Origin of the sequence: Bacillus sp. EKM501B (assembly GCF_011800505.1) — a bacterium.
Lineage (GTDB): Bacteria > Bacillota > Bacilli > Bacillales > Bacillaceae_G > Bacillus_A > Bacillus_A cereus.
The window spans coordinates 1-19,066 of sequence record NZ_JAALFZ010000014.1; the positions used below are offsets into that span (position 1 = coordinate 1).

The following is a 19,066-nucleotide window of genomic DNA, read 5'->3' on the forward strand; positions in this document are numbered from 1 at the left end:
ATAGGTTCGAGGTGGAAGCATGGTGACATGTGGAGCTGACGAATACTAATAGATCGAGGACTTAACCATATAATATGTAGCAATGTTATCTAGTTTTGAAGGAATATGCCTTCATAGTTTGGTGATGATGGCAGAGAGGTCACACCCGTTCCCATACCGAACACGGAAGTTAAGCTCTCTAGCGCCGATGGTAGTTGGGACCTTGTCCCTGTGAGAGTAGGACGTCGCCAAGCAAAAACCTAAGTCGTTTCGACTTAGGTTTTTTTGTGTTTATTTTTATTTACCGAAGGCTATAATCCATAAATTTAATAAAGCTAAAGACGAAAAAAGAATGAAATAGAGACTGTTTAAAATAATAGCAATGATTTTTTGTGTTCCTGATTTTCCTAATGTCGCTAAAGTAATACTTAAAATAGGAAAAATTATTACTATCATAAGTATATATTTTAAATAATGAGATGCTATAAATAAGTATTTAATAATTACAGAAATTACTGCAATAGAGAAAAATAAATAGGATAATAGCATAGTTCTTTCTTTAACAGTTATCCTCCTTAGAAATTAAATCGTTATAATAATACAAGAGTGTATATATATTGATTTAAAACATACTGAAGTGCCATTTAAACGATTATACGTAAAATAGATCTCTAGAAATATATATTCTAATTCCCTTTTCTTCTTGCATATAGTTGCAATTCTTCTTTTGAATATAACTAAAACACGAACGTTATTGACTACTAATAAAAAAACATTCGATTATTTATTGACATTGTTTATGAAATATTGTTAATATAACCATAGAAACAATAATATAAGACCTCATATAATCGCGGGGATATGGCCTGCAAGTCTCTACCTAACGACCGTTATTCGTTAGACTATGAGGGAAAGTCACTCGGTATTTTTCTATTCACAAGGGATACGTATGCCTGAGTAGAGCGCTTTCTCTCATAGTAAAAGAGAAACTGTTCTATTTCAGGCTTTTTTTATTTGAATCGGGGGGATTCTAATATGAAATCACTAGTTGGAGTCATAATGGGAAGCACGTCAGACTGGGAAACAATGAAATATGCTTGTGACATTTTAGATGAATTAAATATACCGTATGAGAAAAAAGTTGTATCCGCTCATCGGACTCCGGATTATATGTTTGAATATGCAGAGACGGCTCGTGAACGTGGATTGAAAGTTATTATTGCTGGAGCTGGTGGAGCAGCACATTTACCAGGAATGGTTGCAGCGAAGACAAATCTTCCTGTAATTGGAGTTCCAGTTCAATCAAAAGCATTAAACGGCTTAGATTCATTATTATCCATCGTCCAAATGCCAGGAGGTGTTCCAGTTGCAACTGTTGCAATTGGTAAAGCCGGTTCAACGAATGCTGGATTACTTGCCGCACAAATACTTGGATCATTCCATGATGATATACATGATGCATTAGAATTGAGACGAGAAGCGATTGAAAAAGATGTGCGTGAAGGTAGTGAGCTAGTATGACGAGGATCATTTTACCTGGAAAAACAATCGGTATTATTGGAGGCGGCCAGCTAGGAAGAATGATGGCATTGGCAGCTAAGGAAATGGGATATAAAATTGCTGTTTTAGATCCTACAAAGCATTCACCATGTGCACAAGTTGCTGATATTGAAATTGTTGCACTATATGATGATTTAAAAGCAATTCAGCATTTAGCAGAGATAAGTGATGTTGTCACATATGAATTTGAGAATATTGATTATAGATGTTTACAATGGCTTGAAAAACATGCGTACTTACCACAAGGTAGTCAGTTGTTAAATACAACGCAAAATCGTTTTACAGAAAAGAATGCGATTGAGAAGGCTGGGTTACCAGTAGCAACGTATAGATTAGTTCAAAATCAAGATCAGCTTACAGAAGCAATTGCTGAGTTATCATTCCCTTCCGTCTTAAAAACGACGACAGGTGGATATGATGGGAAAGGACAAGTTGTTTTAAGAAGTGAAGCTGATGTTGAGACAGCAAGAAATCTTGTGGATAAAGCAGAATGTATTTTAGAGAAATGGGTGCCTTTTGAAAAAGAAGTATCAGTTATTGTGATTCGTAGTGTAAGTGGTGAAACAAAAGTGTTTCCAGTAGCAGAAAATATTCATGTAAATAACATTTTACATGAATCTATCGTTCCAGCTCGCATTACAGAAGAGCTTTCTCAAAAAGCAATTGCTTATGCAAAGGTACTTGCGGATGAATTAGAACTTGTGGGAACACTAGCTGTAGAGATGTTTGCTACAGATAATGGTGAGATTTATATTAATGAATTAGCGCCAAGACCTCACAATTCAGGACACTATACACAGGATGCATGTGAGACGAGTCAATTTGGTCAACATATTCGAGCAATCTGTAATTTACCTCTAGGAGAAACAAATTTGTTAAAACCAGTTGTCATGGTAAACATTTTAGGCGAACATATAGAAGGGGTCCTAAGACAAGTGAATAGATTAACCGGGTGCTATTTACACTTGTATGGAAAAGAAGAAGCAAAAGCACAGCGAAAAATGGGGCATGTTAATATTTTAAATGATAATATTGAAGTCGCTCTAGAAAAAGCGAAGAGTTTGCATATTTGGGACCATCAAGAACAACTGTTGGAGGGAAAAAGATGATTAGTCGTTATACACGCCCAGAAATGGGTGCAATTTGGACGGAAGAGAACAAATTTAAAGCATGGTTAGAAGTTGAGATTTTAGCTTGTGAAGCATGGGCTGAGCTTGGCGATATTCCAAAAGAAGATGTTAAGAAAATTCGTGAGCATGCATCATTTGATATTGATCGTATTTATGAAATTGAAAAAGAAACACGTCATGACGTAGTTGCATTCACTCGTGCTGTATCCGAAACGCCAGCATTAGGTGAGGAACGTAAATGGGTTCATTACGGTTTAACATCTACAGACGTAGTAGATACAGCGTTATCTTACATTTTAAAACAAGCGAATGAAATCATATTAAAAGACTTAGAAAACTTTGTAAGCATTTTAGCTAACAAAGCGAAAGAGCATAAATACACAATCATGATGGGAAGAACACATGGTGTTCATGCAGAACCAACAACATTTGGTTTAAAACTTGGTCTTTGGTATGAAGAAATGAAACGTAACGTAGAGCGTTTCAAACAAGCTGCTGATACAGTTCGTGTTGGTAAACTATCTGGTGCGGTTGGTACATATGCAAATATCGATCCATTCGTAGAAAAATATGTTTGTGAAAACTTAGGATTAGAAGCAGCACCAATTTCAACACAAACATTGCAACGTGATCGTCACGCACACTACATGTCAACACTTGCACTAATTGCAACATCTATCGAAAAGATGGCAGTTGAGATTCGTGGTTTACAAAAGAGTGAAACACGTGAAGTTGAAGAAGCTTTCGCAAAAGGTCAAAAAGGTTCTTCTGCAATGCCACATAAACGTAATCCAATTGGTTCTGAAAATATGACTGGTTTAGCGCGTGTTATCCGCGGTTATATGATGACAGCTTACGAAAATGTTCCATTATGGCATGAGCGTGACATTTCTCACTCTTCGGCAGAACGTGTAATTTTACCAGATGCTACAATCGCATTAAATTACATGTTAAATCGCTTTGGTAATATCGTTAAAAACTTAACTGTATACCCAGAGAATATGAAACGCAATATGACAAGAACATACGGCTTAATTTATTCTCAGCGCGTAATGCTTACACTAATCGACAAAGGTATGGTACGTGAAGAAGCTTATGATATCGTACAGCCTAAAGCGATGGAAGCTTGGGAAACACAAGTACAATTTAAAGAGCTTGTAGAAGCTGATGAGCGTATTACAAGCAAGTTAACACAAGAAGAAATTAATGAATGCTTCAACTATGAGCATCATATGCAACACGTTGATACAATCTTTGAACGCCTTGGATTAAACGAAGCGTAAAATTTCATATGGCACAGAATAGAGTCATTCTGTGCCATTCTTTATAAAAACATTATTCACATTTTTCAAACTACAGGGGGCTTGCGAAATGCAAAAGCTAGAATTGCTGTATGAAGGTAAGGCAAAAAGAATTTATCGTACAGAATCAGCAGATATGGTTTGGGTAGAGTACAAAGATAGTGCGACTGCTTTCAATGGGGAGAAAAAAGAGACGATTACAGGAAAAGGTCGTTTGAACAATGAAATTACAACTTTATTGTTCAGAAAGTTACAAGAAGTGGGAATTAAAACACATTTTGTTGAGAAGTTATCTGAAACAGAACAACTTGTTAAAAAAGTGAGTATTATTCCTTTAGAAGTTGTCACAAGAAATGTAATTGCAGGAAGTCTTTCAAAACGATTAGGAATGGAAGAGGGAACTGTACTTGCAGAACCAATCGTAGAATTTTACTTCAAAGATGATGATTTAGGAGATCCGCTTGTAACGGAAGATCATATTCGTGTATTAAACGTTGCATCACCAGAGCAAGTAAGTGTATTACGAGATATGGCTCTACAAATCAATCAAGTGTTGATTGATCATTTCGCAAGCTGTCGTGTAAGATTAGTAGATTTCAAATTAGAGTTTGGTGTAACGGAAGAAGGAGAAATCATTTTAGCGGATGAAATTTCACCGGATACTTGCCGTTTATGGGATGAAACGAGCAATGAAAAGTTTGATAAAGACGTATTCCGTCGCGATCTTGGAAATTTAACAGATGCTTATGAAGAGATTTTAAAACGTTTAGGGGGAATTTCACATGTATAAAGTTAAGGTATATGTAACATTAAGAGAAAGCGTATTAGATCCACAAGGAACAGCAGTAAAAGGAGCACTTCATAGTCTTTCATTCACAGAAGTACAAGATGTTCGAATCGGAAAGTACATGGAACTAACAATTGATAAATCTGTATCTGATTTAGATAGCAAGGTAAAGGAAATGTGTGAAAAACTATTAGCGAACGTTGTAATGGAAGACTTCCGTTATGAAGTTGAGGAGGTTGTCGCACAGTGAAATTTGCCGTAATAGTATTTCCGGGTTCGAACTGTGATGTCGATATGTTCCATGCAATTAAAGATGAGCTTGGCGAAGAAGTAGATTACGTTTGGCACGATACAGAGAATCTAGATGAATATGATGCAATTCTACTACCAGGTGGATTTTCTTATGGTGACTACTTACGCTGCGGTGCTATCTCTCGCTTTGCTAATGCAATGAAAGCAGTGCAAAAAGCTGCTGAGCAAGGAAAGCCGATTTTAGGTGTATGTAATGGATTCCAGATTCTTGTTGAATCAGGATTACTACCAGGAGCGTTAATGAGAAACGAAAACTTAAAATTTATGTGTCGCACTGTTCAGTTGCGTGTTGAAAATAATGAAACGATGTTTACATCACAATATGGAAAAGATGAAGTAATTAATATTCCAATCGCGCATGGTGAGGGGAATTACTATTGTGATGAAGCGACGCTTAAACAATTAGAAGAGAACAATCAAATCGCATTCCGTTACGTAGAAAACCCTAACGGTAGCGTTTCAGATATTGCTGGTATTGTAAATGAAAAAGGAAATGTACTTGGTATGATGCCACATCCAGAGCGTGCTGTAGATGAATTACTTGGCGGTGCTGAAGGGTTAAAAGTCTTTCAATCTATCTTAAAACAGTGGAGGGAAACATATGTCGTTAATGCTTGAACCAAATCCAACACAAATTAAAGAAGAGCGTATATATGCGGAAATGGGGCTAACAGACGAAGAGTTTGCCATGGTTGAAAAGATTTTAGGTCGTCTGCCAAATTATACAGAAACAGGGTTATTCTCTGTAATGTGGTCTGAACATTGTAGTTATAAAAATTCGAAACCAGTTCTTCGTAAGTTTCCAACTACAGGTGAGCGCGTTCTGCAAGGACCTGGAGAAGGTGCTGGAATTGTAGATATCGGTGATAATCAAGCAGTTGTATTTAAAATGGAAAGTCATAACCATCCTTCAGCTATTGAACCATATCAAGGAGCTGCAACAGGTGTTGGTGGTATTATTCGTGACGTATTCTCTATGGGAGCACGCCCGGTAGCTCTATTAAACTCACTTCGTTTCGGTGAATTACAGTCACCACGTGTGAAATATTTATTCGAAGAAGTAGTAGCAGGAATTGCAGGATACGGTAACTGCATCGGTATTCCGACTGTTGGCGGCGAAGTACAATTTGATCCATGTTATGAAGGAAATCCACTTGTAAATGCAATGTGCGTAGGTTTGATTAACCACGAAGACATTAAAAAAGGGCAAGCGCACGGTGCTGGTAACACAGTAATGTACGTAGGAGCATCAACTGGTCGTGACGGTATTCACGGTGCAACATTCGCGTCGGAAGAACTATCTGAAAGCTCAGAAGCGAAACGTCCAGCGGTTCAAGTAGGGGATCCATTTATGGAAAAGCTTCTTATTGAAGCGTGTTTAGAATTAATTCAATCCGATGCACTTGTTGGAATTCAAGATATGGGTGCGGCTGGTTTAACATCATCATCTGCAGAAATGGCAAGTAAAGCAGGAATGGGTATTGAAATGTACTTAGATGATGTACCACAGCGTGAAACAGGAATGACACCATATGAAATGATGCTATCTGAATCACAAGAGCGTATGTTAATTGTCGTGAAAAAAGGTAGAGAACAAGAAATAGTAGATTTATTTGAGAAGTATGGTCTTGCAGCGGTTACGATGGGGAAAGTAACAGAAGATAAAATGCTTCGTTTATTCCATAAAGGTGAAAAGGTAGCTGAAGTTCCAGCAGATGCTTTAGCAGAAGAAGCACCAATTTATCATAAGCCATCAAAAGAAGCAGCATACTTTGCTGAATTCCAAGCAATGAAAATGGAAACGCCAAAAGTAGAAAATTATAAAGAAACGTTATTCGCTTTATTACAGCAACCAACAATTGCAAGTAAAGAGTGGGTATACGATCAATACGATTACCAAGTTCGCACAAGCACAGTTGTTACGCCAGGTTCAGATGCTGCAGTTGTACGTGTACGCGGTACAGAAAAAGGATTAGCAATGACGACAGATTGTAACTCTCGCTACATTTATCTAGACCCAGAGATGGGCGGTAAAATTGCAGTAGCAGAGGCAGCGCGTAATATCGTATGTTCTGGCGGAGAGCCACTTGCAATTACAGATTGCTTAAACTTCGGGAACCCAGAAAAACCAGAAATCTTCTGGCAGATTGAGAAATCAGTAGACGGTATGAGTGAAGCTTGTCGCACATTACAAACACCAGTTATCGGCGGAAACGTATCGATGTATAACGAGCGTAGTGGTGAAGCTGTATATCCAACACCAACTGTTGGGATGGTCGGACTTGTGCATGACTTAAAACATGTAACAACACAAGAGTTTAAGCAAGCTGGTGATTTAGTGTATGTAATTGGTGAGACGAAAGCTGAGTTTGGCGGAAGTGAATTACAGAAAATGATTCACGGCAAAATTTTCGGTCAATCACCAAGTATCGATTTAGATGTAGAATTAAAACGCCAAAAACAAGTATTAGAAGCAATTCAAGCTGGTCTTGTTCAATCTGCACATGATGTTGCTGAAGGTGGTTTAGCAGTTGCGATTTCAGAAAGTGCAATTGGTGCTAAAGGCTTAGGTGCTACTGTGAAATTAGATGGAGAAGCAACAGCAGCATTATTCGCTGAATCACAGTCTCGTTTCGTGATAACTGTAAAACGTGAAAATAAAGAGGCGTTTGAGAAAGTGGTAGAAGCAATCCAAGTTGGAGAAGTAACAAGTACAAATGAAGTAACAATTCATAATGAAGAAAATGAAGTATTACTTACAGCAAATGTAGATGAAATGAGAAAGGCTTGGAAAGGGGCAATCCCATGCTTGCTGAAATAAAGGGGTTAAACGAAGAATGTGGCGTTTTCGGAATTTGGGGGCATGAAAATGCAGCACAAGTTTCATACTACGGATTGCACAGTTTACAGCACCGTGGGCAAGAAGGCGCAGGCATTGTCGTAAATAATGGGGAAAAAATCGTCGGTCACAAGGGGTTAGGTTTAATATCAGAAGTGTTTTCAAGAGGTGAGCTAGAAGGATTAAATGGAAAATCAGCAATCGGACATGTACGATATGCAACAGCTGGTGGAAGTGAAGTTGCTAACGTTCAACCATTGTTGTTCCGTTTTTCCGATCATAGTATGGCGTTAGCTCATAACGGAAATTTAATTAACGCAAAAATGCTTCGTCGTGAATTAGAAGCAGAGGGCAGTATTTTTCAAACTAGTTCAGATACAGAAGTACTTTTACATCTTATTAAACGTAGCACGAAAGATTCTTTAATTGAAAGTGTAAAAGAGGCTTTAAATAAAGTGAAAGGTGCGTTTGCGTATCTTTTACTAACTGGAAATGAAATGATCGTTGCATTAGATCCGAATGGGTTCCGTCCGCTTTCAATTGGAAAGATGGGGGATGCTTACGTTGTAGCATCTGAAACATGTGCTTTTGATGTAGTAGGTGCAACATACATTCGCGATGTAGAACCGGGTGAATTACTTATCATTAATGATGAAGGAATTCACGTAGATCGTTTCACAAACGATGTAGAACATGCAATTTGTAGTATGGAATATATTTACTTTGCACGACCAGATTCTAATATTGCTGGTGTTAACGTCCATGCAGCACGTAAGAATATGGGGAAACGTTTAGCGGCAGAAGCTCCTATTGAAGCAGATGTTGTTACTGGTGTACCAGACTCTAGTATTTCAGCTGCGATTGGCTATGCGGAGGCGACAGGTATTCCATATGAGTTAGGATTAATTAAAAATCGTTACGTTGGACGTACGTTTATTCAACCTTCTCAAGAACTGCGCGAGCAAGGGGTTAAGATGAAGCTTTCCGCAGTAAGAGGTGTAGTTGAAGGGAAACGAGTTGTTATGATTGATGACTCTATCGTAAGAGGAACGACAAGTAAACGAATTGTTCGTATGCTTCGTGAGGCTGGAGCGACAGAAGTTCACGTAAGAATTGCTTCACCACCTCTGAAATATCCATGTTTCTATGGCATTGATATTCAAACGAGAAAAGAATTAATTGCAGCAAATCATACAGTAGAAGAAATCCGTGAAATGATCGGAGCAGATTCTTTAACATTTTTAAGTGAAGATGGATTAGTAGATGCAATTGGACGTCCATATGAAGGGAAATATGGCGGCCTATGCATGGCTTACTTTAATGGGGACTATCCAACAGCTCTTTATGATTATGAGCAAGAGCTTTTAGAAAGTATGAAATAAGAAAAGTGAGAAAAGCTTCTACTTCTTTTGATGTAGGAGCTAGATCCTTTCTTAAAATAGCCCGCCCTGGATGGGGAGAAATTAAAAGACGAGGTGTAAATAACGATGGCGAATGCATATAAGCAAGCAGGAGTAGATATTGAAGCTGGATATGAAGCGGTATCTCGCATGAAAAAACACGTACAAACAACTATGAGAAAAGAAGTACTAGGCGGTTTAGGCGGTTTTGGAGGTATGTTTGATCTATCAAAATTTGCATTAGAAGAACCTGTATTAGTATCTGGAACAGATGGCGTGGGAACGAAATTGATGCTCGCTTTTATGGCAGATAAACATGACACAATTGGTATTGATGCAGTAGCAATGTGTGTAAATGATATTGTTGTCCAAGGAGCAGAGCCGCTTTTCTTCCTTGATTATATTGCTTGTGGTAAAGCTGAACCTAGTAAAATTGAAAACATCGTCAAAGGTATATCAGAGGGCTGTCGCCAAGCTGGTTGTGCATTAATCGGTGGAGAAACAGCTGAAATGCCAGGAATGTATTCTACGGAAGAATATGATTTAGCTGGTTTTACAGTTGGGATTGTTGATAAAAAGAAAATTGTAACAGGTGAAAAGATTGAAGCTGGTCACGTGCTAATTGGCTTAGCATCTAGCGGTATTCATAGCAATGGTTACTCTTTAGTACGAAAAGTGTTATTAGAAGATGGGGAACTATCTTTAGAGCGTATTTATGGCCGCTTAGAACTACCTCTTGGTGAAGAATTATTAAAACCAACGAAAATTTATGTCAAACCTATTTTAGAACTATTGAAGAAACATGAAGTATACGGTATGGCGCATATTACAGGTGGTGGATTTATTGAAAATATTCCACGCATGTTGCCAGAAGGAATCGGTGCTGAGATTGAACTAGGATCTTGGGAAATTCAGCCGATCTTTAGTTTGCTTCAAGAAGTTGGAAAACTGGAAGAGAAAGAAATGTTCAATATTTTTAACATGGGTATTGGTATGGTAGTAGCAGTGAAGGAAGAAGATGCAAAAGATGTTGTTCGTCTTCTTGAAGAGCAAGGAGAAATGGCTCGTATTATTGGACGTACTATACAAGGAGCTGGCGTTACTTTTAATGGGGGCACAGCACTATGAGTAGATTAGCAGTTTTTGCTTCTGGAAGTGGATCTAACTTTCAATCTCTCGTTAATGCGGTAGAAGAAAAAAGATTGGGTGCAGAAATTAGTTTATTAGTATGTGATAAACCAGAAGCACGAGCTGTTGGACGGGCAAATTATCATCATATTCCGTGTTTTGCTTTTTCAGCGAAAGCATATGAGTCAAAAGAAGCGTTTGAAAAAGAGATATTAAAGAAGCTAGAAGAATATGAAATTGATTATGTTATTTTAGCTGGATATATGCGTTTAATCGGGCCGACGTTACTAGAAGCATACGGCGGGAAGATTATTAATATTCATCCATCATTACTACCGAGCTTTCCGGGTAAAGATGCTGTCGGTCAAGCGTTAGAAGCAGGTGTGAAAGTAACTGGAGTAACAATTCATTATGTAGATGCAGGTATGGATACAGGGCCAATTATTGCACAAGAAGCAGTGGTTGTTTCTGAAGGGGATACGAGAGAAAGCTTACAAAAGAAAATTCAACAAGTTGAACATAAATTATACGTAAATACAGTGAATCAAATTGTTCAGTCTGTGAAAGAATCAACTGTTAACTAACATACAACCAGGGGTGAAGGATAAATGAAAAAGCGTGCATTAGTAAGTGTTTCAGATAAAACAGGAGTAGTAGAATTTGTTAAAGGGTTACTAGAACAAGGGATTGAAGTTATTTCAACAGGTGGTACGAAAAAGTTACTAGAAGAAAATGGCTTACAAGTAATCGGCATTTCTGAGGTAACTGGTTTCCCTGAAATTATGGATGGCCGTGTGAAAACATTACATCCAAATATTCATGGTGGTCTATTAGCAGTTCGTGATAATGAAACACATGTAACACAAATGAATGAGTTAGGTATAGAGCCAATTGACTTTGTTGTTGTTAACTTATACCCATTTAAAGAAACAATCGCTAAGCCTGATGTAACATTTGCTGATGCAATTGAAAATATTGATATCGGTGGCCCAACAATGATTCGCTCTGCTGCGAAAAATCATAAATTCGTATCGGTAATTGTAGATCCAGTAGATTATGATATTGTGTTAGCAGAACTGAAAGAGAACGGTGAAGTAGCAGAGGAAACAAAACGTAAACTAGCAGCGAAAGTATTCCGTCATACAGCAGCGTATGATGCGTTAATTTCTAACTACTTAACAGAGCAAATGGGTGAAGAAAGTCCAGAAACATTAACTGTGACATTTGAGAAAAAGCAAGACTTACGCTATGGCGAGAACCCACATCAAAAAGCAACTTTCTATAAAGCGCCATTCGCAGCAACATCTTCTGTTGCATACGCAGAACAATTACACGGTAAGGAATTATCGTATAACAATATTAATGATGCAGACGCAGCGCTTAGCATCGTAAAAGAATTTACAGAACCAGCAGTAGTAGCAGTAAAGCATATGAATCCATGTGGTGTTGGAGTAGGAACTAATATTCACGAAGCATATACTCGTGCTTATGAAGCAGATCCAGTATCAATCTTCGGCGGTATTATTGCAGCAAATCGTGAAATTGATAAAGCTACAGCAGAAAAGTTACATGAAATTTTCTTAGAAATTGTTATCGCACCTTCGTTCTCGCAAGAAGCTTTAGAAGTGTTGCAAAGTAAGAAGAACTTACGTTTATTAACTATAAATATTGAAAAAGCGACAAGTGCAAGCAAAAAACTAACTTCTGTACAAGGTGGACTTCTTGTTCAAGAGGAAGATACGTTATCATTAGATGAAAGTACAATTTCAATTCCAACGAAACGTGAACCTTCAGAGCAAGAATGGAAAGATTTAAAACTAGCTTGGAAAGTTGTAAAACATGTGAAATCAAACGCAATTGTTTTAGCGAAAGATGACATGACAATTGGTGTCGGTGCGGGACAGATGAACCGTGTAGGTTCTGCAAAAATCGCAATTACACAAGCTGGTGAAAAAGCACAAGGTAGCGCGCTTGCATCTGATGCTTTCTTCCCAATGCCAGATACATTAGAAGAAGCAGCAAAAGCAGGAATTACAGCAATCATTCAACCGGGCGGATCAATCCGTGATGAAGATTCTATTAAAGTGGCAGATACTTATGGGATTGCTATGGTGTTCACTGGCGTACGTCATTTCAAACACTAATAGAGGATGTTTAAAAAGTCCGGTTAAGATAACCTTCGCATGTCGTCGTTGCATCGCCAGTGCGGTACTCATGTAGGAAAGCTACACTCCGTGTCCTCCTGGCAAATGCGCCTCGACCTGCTCGGTTCTCTTAATCCTCCTTTTTAAACCTTTATTGATATGGATGTTTAAAAAGTCTGGTCGAGATAACCTTTTATTGATATGAAAAAGCAAACTAGGAGCATAGCTTCTAGTTTGTACTTATTTAATTATTGGGGGATGAAATATGAATGTTTTAGTAATTGGCCGCGGTGGGCGTGAGCATGCTTTAGCTTGGAAGTTTGCACAATCTGAAAAAGTAGAAAAGGTATATGTAGCACCAGGTAATGAAGGTATGAGAGATGTTGCAACACCAGTTGATATTGATGAAAATGATTTTGATGCATTAGTTTTATTTGCAAAAGAGAATAATGTTGAGTTAACTTTCGTTGGACCAGAAATTCCGCTTATGAATGGAATTGTTGATCGTTTTAAAGAAGAGGGACTTCGCGTATTTGGTCCGAATAAAGCGGCTGCTGTTATTGAAGGTAGTAAAGCTTTTACAAAAGAGCTTATGAAAAAGTATGATATTCCAACTGCGGCGTACGAAACTTTTACAGATTATGAAGAAGCAGTACAGTACATTCAAAAAGTTGGTGCACCAATCGTTATTAAAGCTGACGGCCTAGCTGCTGGTAAAGGTGTAACGGTAGCGATGACGCTTGAAGAGGCATTACAAGCTGTGAAAGAAATGCTGCAAGATGTGAAATTCGGCGCGGCAAGTAAGAAGGTCGTTATTGAAGAGTTTTTAGATGGACAAGAATTTTCATTAATGGCATTCGTGAATGGAACAACTGTACATCCAATGATAATCGCCCAAGATCATAAAAGAGCTTTTGATGGTGATAAAGGACCAAATACGGGCGGAATGGGTGCATATTCTCCAGTACCACAAATTCCAGAATCAGCAGTTCAAGAAGCGATTCAAACCGTATTGCATCCAACTGCTAAGGCGATGATTGAAGAAAACCGTTCGTTTACAGGTATTTTATACGCAGGTCTTATTTTAACAAATGATGGTCCGAAGGTAATTGAATTTAATGCACGCTTCGGTGATCCTGAAACAGAAGTTGTATTACCTCGATTAGAAAACGATTTAGTTGATGTATGTAACGCTGTATTAGATGAAAGTGAACTAACGTTACAATGGTCAGAAGAAGCGGTAATCGGTGTTGTACTTGCTTCTAAAGGATATCCAGAAGCATATAAAAAAGGTGATATTATTAGCGGACTAGATGCACTGCAAGATGTGATTGTTTTCCATGCAGGTACAGCAATGAAACATGGGGACTTTGTAACGAACGGTGGCCGTGTATTATTTGTTGCTTGTAAGGCAAATAGTTTACAAGAAGCAAAAGATAAAGTATATAAAGAAATCGGTAAAATTGAGAGTGATGGTCTATTTTATCGAAGTGATATAGGATATCGTGCAATTGGGCATGAGATGACGAAAAGTTAATATGTAAAAATCCCGCTGAGGAATCAGCGGGATTTTTTATGCATCTTTATCTTTTTTTAATTTCCCTTTTTGCTTTGCCATTTCTCGAAGTAAATACTCGATGTGTGCATTGACGCTACGAAATTCATCATTTGCCCATTTTTCGATGACTGCGTGTAATTCAGGATCAATACGTAATGGAAAGCTTTTCTTTTTAGCCATAATTACTTATAGCCCTTAGTATAGGCTTCCTGTATTAATAACTGGCTGCGCACCTTTATCTGAAACGATGGCAACTAATAAGTTGTTTACCATATTTGCTTTACGCTCGTCATCGAGTTCTAGTACGCCTTCTTCATCTAACATATGGATGGAATCTTTCGCCATCTTCACAGCACCTTCAACAATTTCTTTTCTAGCAGCTAATACTGCTTTTGCTTGCTGGCGTTGTAGCATTGCATGGGCAATTTCTGTTGCGTAAGCTAAGTGCGTTAAACGAGTTTCTAATACTTCTACACCAGCAATTTCAAGACGCGCCTCTAACTCACGTTTTAATTCTTCAGAGATTTCTTCAGTATTTCCGCGTAACGTAACGCAGGTTTCATCTTGGAAATTGTCATAAGGATATTTTGTTGCAACATGGCGGATTGCCGTTTCGCTTTGAATTTCTACAAATCGATCATAATGTTCAACACCAAACATTGCTTTTGCAGAATCAACAACTTTATATACGATAACAGCTGCAATTTCAATTGGATTTCCATCAACGTCATTTACTTTTAATTTTTTACTGTTAAAGTTTTCAACACGTAAAGATACAGTTTGACGGAATGCGAACGGAATCGTTAAAAATAAACCGTTTTGACGAATTGTTCCTAAATAATTACCGAAGAACGTAATAACCTTCGCTTGATTCGGTTGAACAATACCGATACCTGTAGCGAGAACTGCGGCTAATATAATAGTTAGTGCCGCTCCTATGAAAATTTCTTGTGCAAGGAAAAATACACCGATAGCAGCTAAAATCAAAATTCCAATAATACCGAGAAAACCATTTACATAAAATACTTGTTTTTCTTTCATATGATCGCCTCCTGATATAAAAATGATATCACTTTTATATCATTTTAAGCAAGAGGTATGCATCTAATTTTCTGAATTTTATTGGTTGATATCTTTTATATACATTTTAAGGTTCAAAAAGAGAATATACGTTCTGTTTTATGGTAAAATAAAGAAGACTTAACCGCCCACTGCAGCAGCTAAGTCCCTTTGAGAGCATCTTGCATCGTGACAAATGATTCAAAGCGGTTTTGCCAGGATTATATCTTCAATCGCTGACTCAATCTCTTTGTCAGAAGCGTCATAACTTCCTTTTGACTCTGGCTTGTCATGAGTGGAAGTTTGATTCACTTCTTCTTTAGCATGTCCTTTTTCACCAAAATTCATGCTAGGCATTTTAAATGCCCCCATATTCATGTATTTTCCGAATTTCCACATTTCAACAACAGGACAGAAACGAACAATTCCTTCTGCAACTTTCATTGCACCAATCCATAGAAAAATGTTAGACCAAGTGCACCACGGCTTGCGTACAAGTTTAGTTGCACTACATCCGAAGAGGACGAGCCCAAGTGTAATTCGAATTAGAGCGTTTATTGTCCCGATATTTTGCTTCATTAGAAAAACACTCCTTTTTATGAAAGTTGAAATAGATAATACTATTTCTCTTATTAGTATCCCGTTTGATTTTTGGGATATGTAATCCAACATTTGACGTGGAAAAAGATGTTGGATTGTGCGTGTGTGTAAGTAACTTTTTTTGTTATAATGAAAGAATGCATAAAAGGAACTTCAAAATTAAATCCTCTAGTTTAAAAAATATGGAAGAGGTAATTCCAAACTTAATTCTCCGTTTTAAACAAATATTTAAGATGAAGTTAAAACAATAATGATGAAAATAAACTGTTATTTTGAACAGAAATATATATAACTAGAGAAAAGGAAGGGTGTTTTCATGTACGATATTTCCGGATGGAAACATGTATTTAAGCTTGATCCAAATAAGGAGTTAAGCGATGAACATTTAGAAATGATTTGTGAGTCTGGAACTGATGCGGTTATTGTAGGCGGAAGTGATGGAGTTACAATTGATAACGTATTACACATGCTAGTTAGCATTCGTAGATATGCAGTTCCTTGTGTATTAGAGGTTTCTGATGTAGAAGCAATTACACCAGGATTTGATTTTTATTACATCCCAAGTGTTTTAAATAGCCGAAAAGTAGAATGGGTAACAGGTGTTCATCATGAGGCATTGAAAGAATTTGGGGATATTATGGACTGGGACGAAATTTTTATGGAAGGGTATTGTGTTTTAAATCCAGAAGCGAAAGTAGCCCAGCTTACAGAAGCGAAATGTGATTTAACAGAAGATGACGTTATTGCATATGCTCGTTTAGCAGACAAGCTATTACGTTTACCGATATTTTATTTAGAATATAGCGGTACGTATGGAGATGTTGAACTTGTTAAAAATGTAAAAGCAGAATTGAAACAAGCTAAGTTATATTATGGCGGTGGTATTTCTAATGCAGAACAGGCGAAAGAAATGGCACAATATGCTGATACAGTAGTTGTTGGAAATATTATTTATGATGATATAAAATCGGCGTTAAAAACAGTTAAAGCAGTAAAAGGAGAGTAGGTGCAGGCGTATATGAGTATGACAGATAAGTTATTAAACGGTTTAAATCCACAGCAACAAAAAGCAGTACAAACAACGAATGGACCACTTCTATTAATGGCAGGTGCAGGTAGTGGTAAGACACGTGTGTTAACACATCGTATTGCGTATTTACTTGGTGAAAAAGGTGTAGCACCATGGAATGTACTAGCTATTACCTTCACAAATAAAGCAGCTCGTGAAATGCGTGAGCGTATTGATACACTTGTGGGACCAGAAGCAGAAGATATTTGGATTTCGACGTTCCACTCTATGTGTGTACGTATTTTACGACGCGATATCGATCGTATTGGTATTAATCGTAACTTTACAATCTTAGATTCAGGTGATCAGCTAACTGTAGTCAAAAAAATTATGAAAGAGCGCAATGTTGATCCGAAGAAATTTGAGCCGCGCTCTATTTTAGCGGGTATTAGTAATGCGAAAAATGAACTGTTATCTGCGGATAAATATGCAAAAAAAATTACAATGGCTGATCCATATGAAAAATTAACGAGCGATGTATACACAGAGTATCAAAAACGTCTTTTGAAAAATAATTCATTAGACTTTGATGATTTAATTATGACGACGATTCAGCTATTTGAACGTGTTCCAGAAGTATTAGAGTTTTATCAGCGTAAGTTCCAATATATTCATGTTGATGAGTATCAAGATACGAACAAAGCGCAATATCTTCTTGTTAAACATTTGGCAGCGCGTTTTAAAAATCTTTGTGTTGTGGGTGACTCTGACCAGTCTATTTATCGCTGGCGTGGTGCAGATATTTCTAACATTTTGTCATTCGAAAAAGACTATGAGAATGCACAAGTAATTCTGTTAGAACAAAACTATCGTTCGTCACAAAATATTTTAAATGCAGCGAATGCTGTTATTGAAAAAAATACGAATCGTAAGCCGAAGAAATTATGGACAGACAATCAAGTTGGAAGTAAAATCTCGTATTATCGTGCTGCAACTGAAAAGGACGAAGCGTATTTTGTTGCAAAAAAAATTCGTGACGATATTCAAATGGGGAAACGAAAATATACTGATTTTGCAGTGCTATATCGTACGAATGCTCAGTCTCGTATGGTCGAGGAGATTTTCCTTAAATCTAACATTCCGTATAAAATTGTCGGGGGTACGAAGTTCTACGATCGTAAAGAGATTAAAGATATTTTGGCGTACTTACGTTTAATCGGTAATCCAGATGATGAAATTAGTTTTGCACGTATTATAAATGTGCCAAAGCGTGGCATTGGTGCGACTTCTATCGATAAAATTATTAATTACGGTGTGCAAAATGGAATTTCATTAACTGCTGTATTTGATGAGATTGAGCATGTTGGAGTAAGTGCAAAAATTACAAAGGCAGTAAAAGAATTCGCGAATTTATTAAATAACTGGGTAAATATGCAAGAGTATTTATCTGTTACAGAATTAGTAGAAGAAGTTATTGAAAAAACAGGCTATCGCGATATGTTGAAAAATGAACGTTCTTTAGAAGCGGAAGGTCGTTTAGAAAACTTAGACGAGTTCTTATCTGTTACGCAAACATTTGAATCTCAAAGCGAAGATAAGAGCCTTGTTGCATTCTTAACAGATTTAGCACTTGTTGCTGATATTGATCGTGTAGATGAAGACCCAACTGCTGGTGAAGAAGTTATTTTAATGACGATGCACTCGGCGAAAGGATTAGAGTTCCCGGTTGTCTTTATTGTTGGCTTAGAGGAAGGGATATTCCCTCATACTCGTTCTCTTATGGAAGAGGATGAAATGCAAGAAGAACGTCGTCTTGCTTATGTAGGTATTACTCGTGCAGAAGAAGAGCTATATTTATCTAACGCGCAAATGCGTACATTATTTGGTAGAACAAGTATGAACGCTGCGTCTCGATTTATTACAGAAATCCCGACAGAACTAGTGGAATCATTAAATGAAACAGCGCCGAAGCGTGAAACATCGTTTGGTACAAAAGGCAGAACGGCAAGTAGCGGCAAAACGACAATCACAACAGCAACACGCTCTCGTTCAGCTTTCGCGCGCCCTGCGGCTAAGACGACAGGCGGCGAACAAATTGGCTGGGCAGTAGGAGATAAAGCTTCCCACCAAAAATGGGGAGTCGGTACAGTTGTAAGTGTAAAAGGTGAAGGTGATGCAAAAGAATTAGATATTGCGTTCCCAAGCCCAATTGGTGTTAAACGTTTGTTAGCAAAATTTGCACCTGTGACGAAACAATAGG

18 protein-coding genes, 1 rRNA gene and 1 riboswitch are annotated in these 19,066 nt (G+C 37.6%); of the genes, 15 read left to right on the forward strand and 4 right to left on the reverse strand.

Annotated elements, in window-relative coordinates:
* The first annotated feature begins 117 nt into the window (after window positions 1-117).
* Window positions 118-233, forward strand: a 5S ribosomal RNA gene (gene rrf / locus HFD78_RS21475).
* A 43-nt stretch (window positions 234-276) separates the two neighbouring features.
* Here rrf and HFD78_RS29610 read toward each other — a convergent pair.
* Entirely contained in the window at window positions 277-528 is a 252-nt protein-coding gene (locus HFD78_RS29610; RefSeq protein ID WP_098005687.1) for a hypothetical protein, read from the reverse strand.
* Window positions 529-802: 274 nt separating this feature from the next.
* Window positions 803-904: riboswitch (purine riboswitch) on the forward strand.
* Between the two features lie 110 nt (window positions 905-1,014).
* Here HFD78_RS29610 and purE point away from each other — a divergent pair.
* The 12 genes from purE (at window position 1,015) to purD (ending at window position 14,117) form a co-directional block, all read left to right on the forward strand.
* A complete protein-coding gene (purE, locus tag HFD78_RS21480; protein ID WP_000839367.1) occupies window positions 1,015-1,500 on the forward strand; it encodes a 5-(carboxyamino)imidazole ribonucleotide mutase in 486 nt (161 codons plus the stop codon).
* The gene (gene purK / locus HFD78_RS21485; protein WP_000196765.1) at window positions 1,497-2,648 is read left to right on the forward strand and encodes a 5-(carboxyamino)imidazole ribonucleotide synthase; all 1,152 of its coding nucleotides are present in this window, start codon (window positions 1,497-1,499) and stop codon (window positions 2,646-2,648) included. Before purE ends, purK begins: the two co-directional genes overlap by 4 nt.
* Window positions 2,645-3,952 carry an adenylosuccinate lyase gene (purB, locus tag HFD78_RS21490; RefSeq protein ID WP_000625682.1) on the forward strand — a complete coding sequence of 436 codons (1,308 nt, stop codon included), beginning with the start codon at window positions 2,645-2,647 and terminating at the stop codon, window positions 3,950-3,952. Before purK ends, purB begins: the two co-directional genes overlap by 4 nt.
* Before the next feature lie 88 nt (window positions 3,953-4,040).
* Entirely contained in the window at window positions 4,041-4,760 is a 720-nt protein-coding gene (gene purC / locus HFD78_RS21495) for a phosphoribosylaminoimidazolesuccinocarboxamide synthase (protein WP_001170544.1), read from the forward strand.
* Window positions 4,753-5,007 carry a phosphoribosylformylglycinamidine synthase subunit PurS gene (purS, locus tag HFD78_RS21500; protein ID WP_000278823.1) on the forward strand — a complete coding sequence of 85 codons (255 nt, stop codon included), beginning with the start codon at window positions 4,753-4,755 and terminating at the stop codon, window positions 5,005-5,007. Before purC ends, purS begins: the two co-directional genes overlap by 8 nt.
* Window positions 5,004-5,687, forward strand: a complete 684-nt coding sequence (gene purQ / locus HFD78_RS21505) for a phosphoribosylformylglycinamidine synthase subunit PurQ (protein ID WP_000666787.1) — start codon at window positions 5,004-5,006, stop codon at window positions 5,685-5,687. The genes purS and purQ overlap by 4 nt, the downstream gene beginning before the upstream one ends.
* Window positions 5,671-7,890, forward strand: coding sequence for a phosphoribosylformylglycinamidine synthase II (gene purL, locus HFD78_RS21510; RefSeq protein ID WP_000055564.1), 2,220 nt, complete (start codon window positions 5,671-5,673; stop codon window positions 7,888-7,890). The genes purQ and purL overlap by 17 nt, the downstream gene beginning before the upstream one ends.
* Complete coding sequence (purF, locus tag HFD78_RS21515) at window positions 7,875-9,290, forward strand: amidophosphoribosyltransferase (protein ID WP_000879025.1); 1,416 nt, start codon at window positions 7,875-7,877, stop codon at window positions 9,288-9,290. The genes purL and purF overlap by 16 nt, the downstream gene beginning before the upstream one ends.
* Window positions 9,291-9,395: 105 nt before the next feature.
* A complete protein-coding gene (purM, locus tag HFD78_RS21520; RefSeq protein ID WP_001262439.1) occupies window positions 9,396-10,436 on the forward strand; it encodes a phosphoribosylformylglycinamidine cyclo-ligase in 1,041 nt (346 codons plus the stop codon).
* Window positions 10,433-11,020, forward strand: coding sequence for a phosphoribosylglycinamide formyltransferase (gene purN / locus HFD78_RS21525; protein WP_000088596.1), 588 nt, complete (start codon window positions 10,433-10,435; stop codon window positions 11,018-11,020). Before purM ends, purN begins: the two co-directional genes overlap by 4 nt.
* 24 nt (window positions 11,021-11,044) lie before the next feature.
* Window positions 11,045-12,580, forward strand: coding sequence for a bifunctional phosphoribosylaminoimidazolecarboxamide formyltransferase/IMP cyclohydrolase (gene purH, locus HFD78_RS21530; protein WP_000745434.1), 1,536 nt, complete (start codon window positions 11,045-11,047; stop codon window positions 12,578-12,580).
* 265 nt (window positions 12,581-12,845) lie between these two features.
* A complete protein-coding gene (gene purD, locus HFD78_RS21535; protein WP_001101975.1) occupies window positions 12,846-14,117 on the forward strand; it encodes a phosphoribosylamine--glycine ligase in 1,272 nt (423 codons plus the stop codon).
* Window positions 14,118-14,153: 36 nt separating this feature from the next.
* Here the strand turns inward: purD and HFD78_RS21540 are convergent, their stop codons facing one another.
* The 3 genes from HFD78_RS21540 to HFD78_RS21550 form a co-directional block, all read right to left on the reverse strand.
* Window positions 14,154-14,318: a type II toxin-antitoxin system antitoxin gene (locus HFD78_RS21540; protein ID WP_001085171.1), complete on the reverse strand. Its 165-nt coding sequence runs from the start codon at window positions 14,316-14,318 to the stop codon at window positions 14,154-14,156.
* 15 nt (window positions 14,319-14,333) lie between these two features.
* Window positions 14,334-15,179 carry an SPFH domain-containing protein gene (locus HFD78_RS21545; RefSeq protein ID WP_000660669.1) on the reverse strand — a complete coding sequence of 282 codons (846 nt, stop codon included), beginning with the start codon at window positions 15,177-15,179 and terminating at the stop codon, window positions 14,334-14,336.
* A 219-nt stretch (window positions 15,180-15,398) separates the two neighbouring features.
* Window positions 15,399-15,776 carry a YgaP family membrane protein gene (locus HFD78_RS21550; RefSeq protein ID WP_000812348.1) on the reverse strand — a complete coding sequence of 126 codons (378 nt, stop codon included), beginning with the start codon at window positions 15,774-15,776 and terminating at the stop codon, window positions 15,399-15,401.
* Between the two features lie 337 nt (window positions 15,777-16,113).
* Between HFD78_RS21550 and pcrB the strand changes: the two genes are divergently transcribed.
* Complete coding sequence (gene pcrB / locus HFD78_RS21555; protein WP_000272102.1) at window positions 16,114-16,803, forward strand: heptaprenylglyceryl phosphate synthase; 690 nt, start codon at window positions 16,114-16,116, stop codon at window positions 16,801-16,803.
* 12 nt (window positions 16,804-16,815) lie between these two features.
* Window positions 16,816-19,065 (forward strand): DNA helicase PcrA, encoded by a 2,250-nt coding sequence (gene pcrA / locus HFD78_RS21560; RefSeq protein ID WP_002100669.1) that lies wholly within the window; start codon window positions 16,816-16,818, stop codon window positions 19,063-19,065.
* Window position 19,066 lies beyond the last annotated feature (1 nt).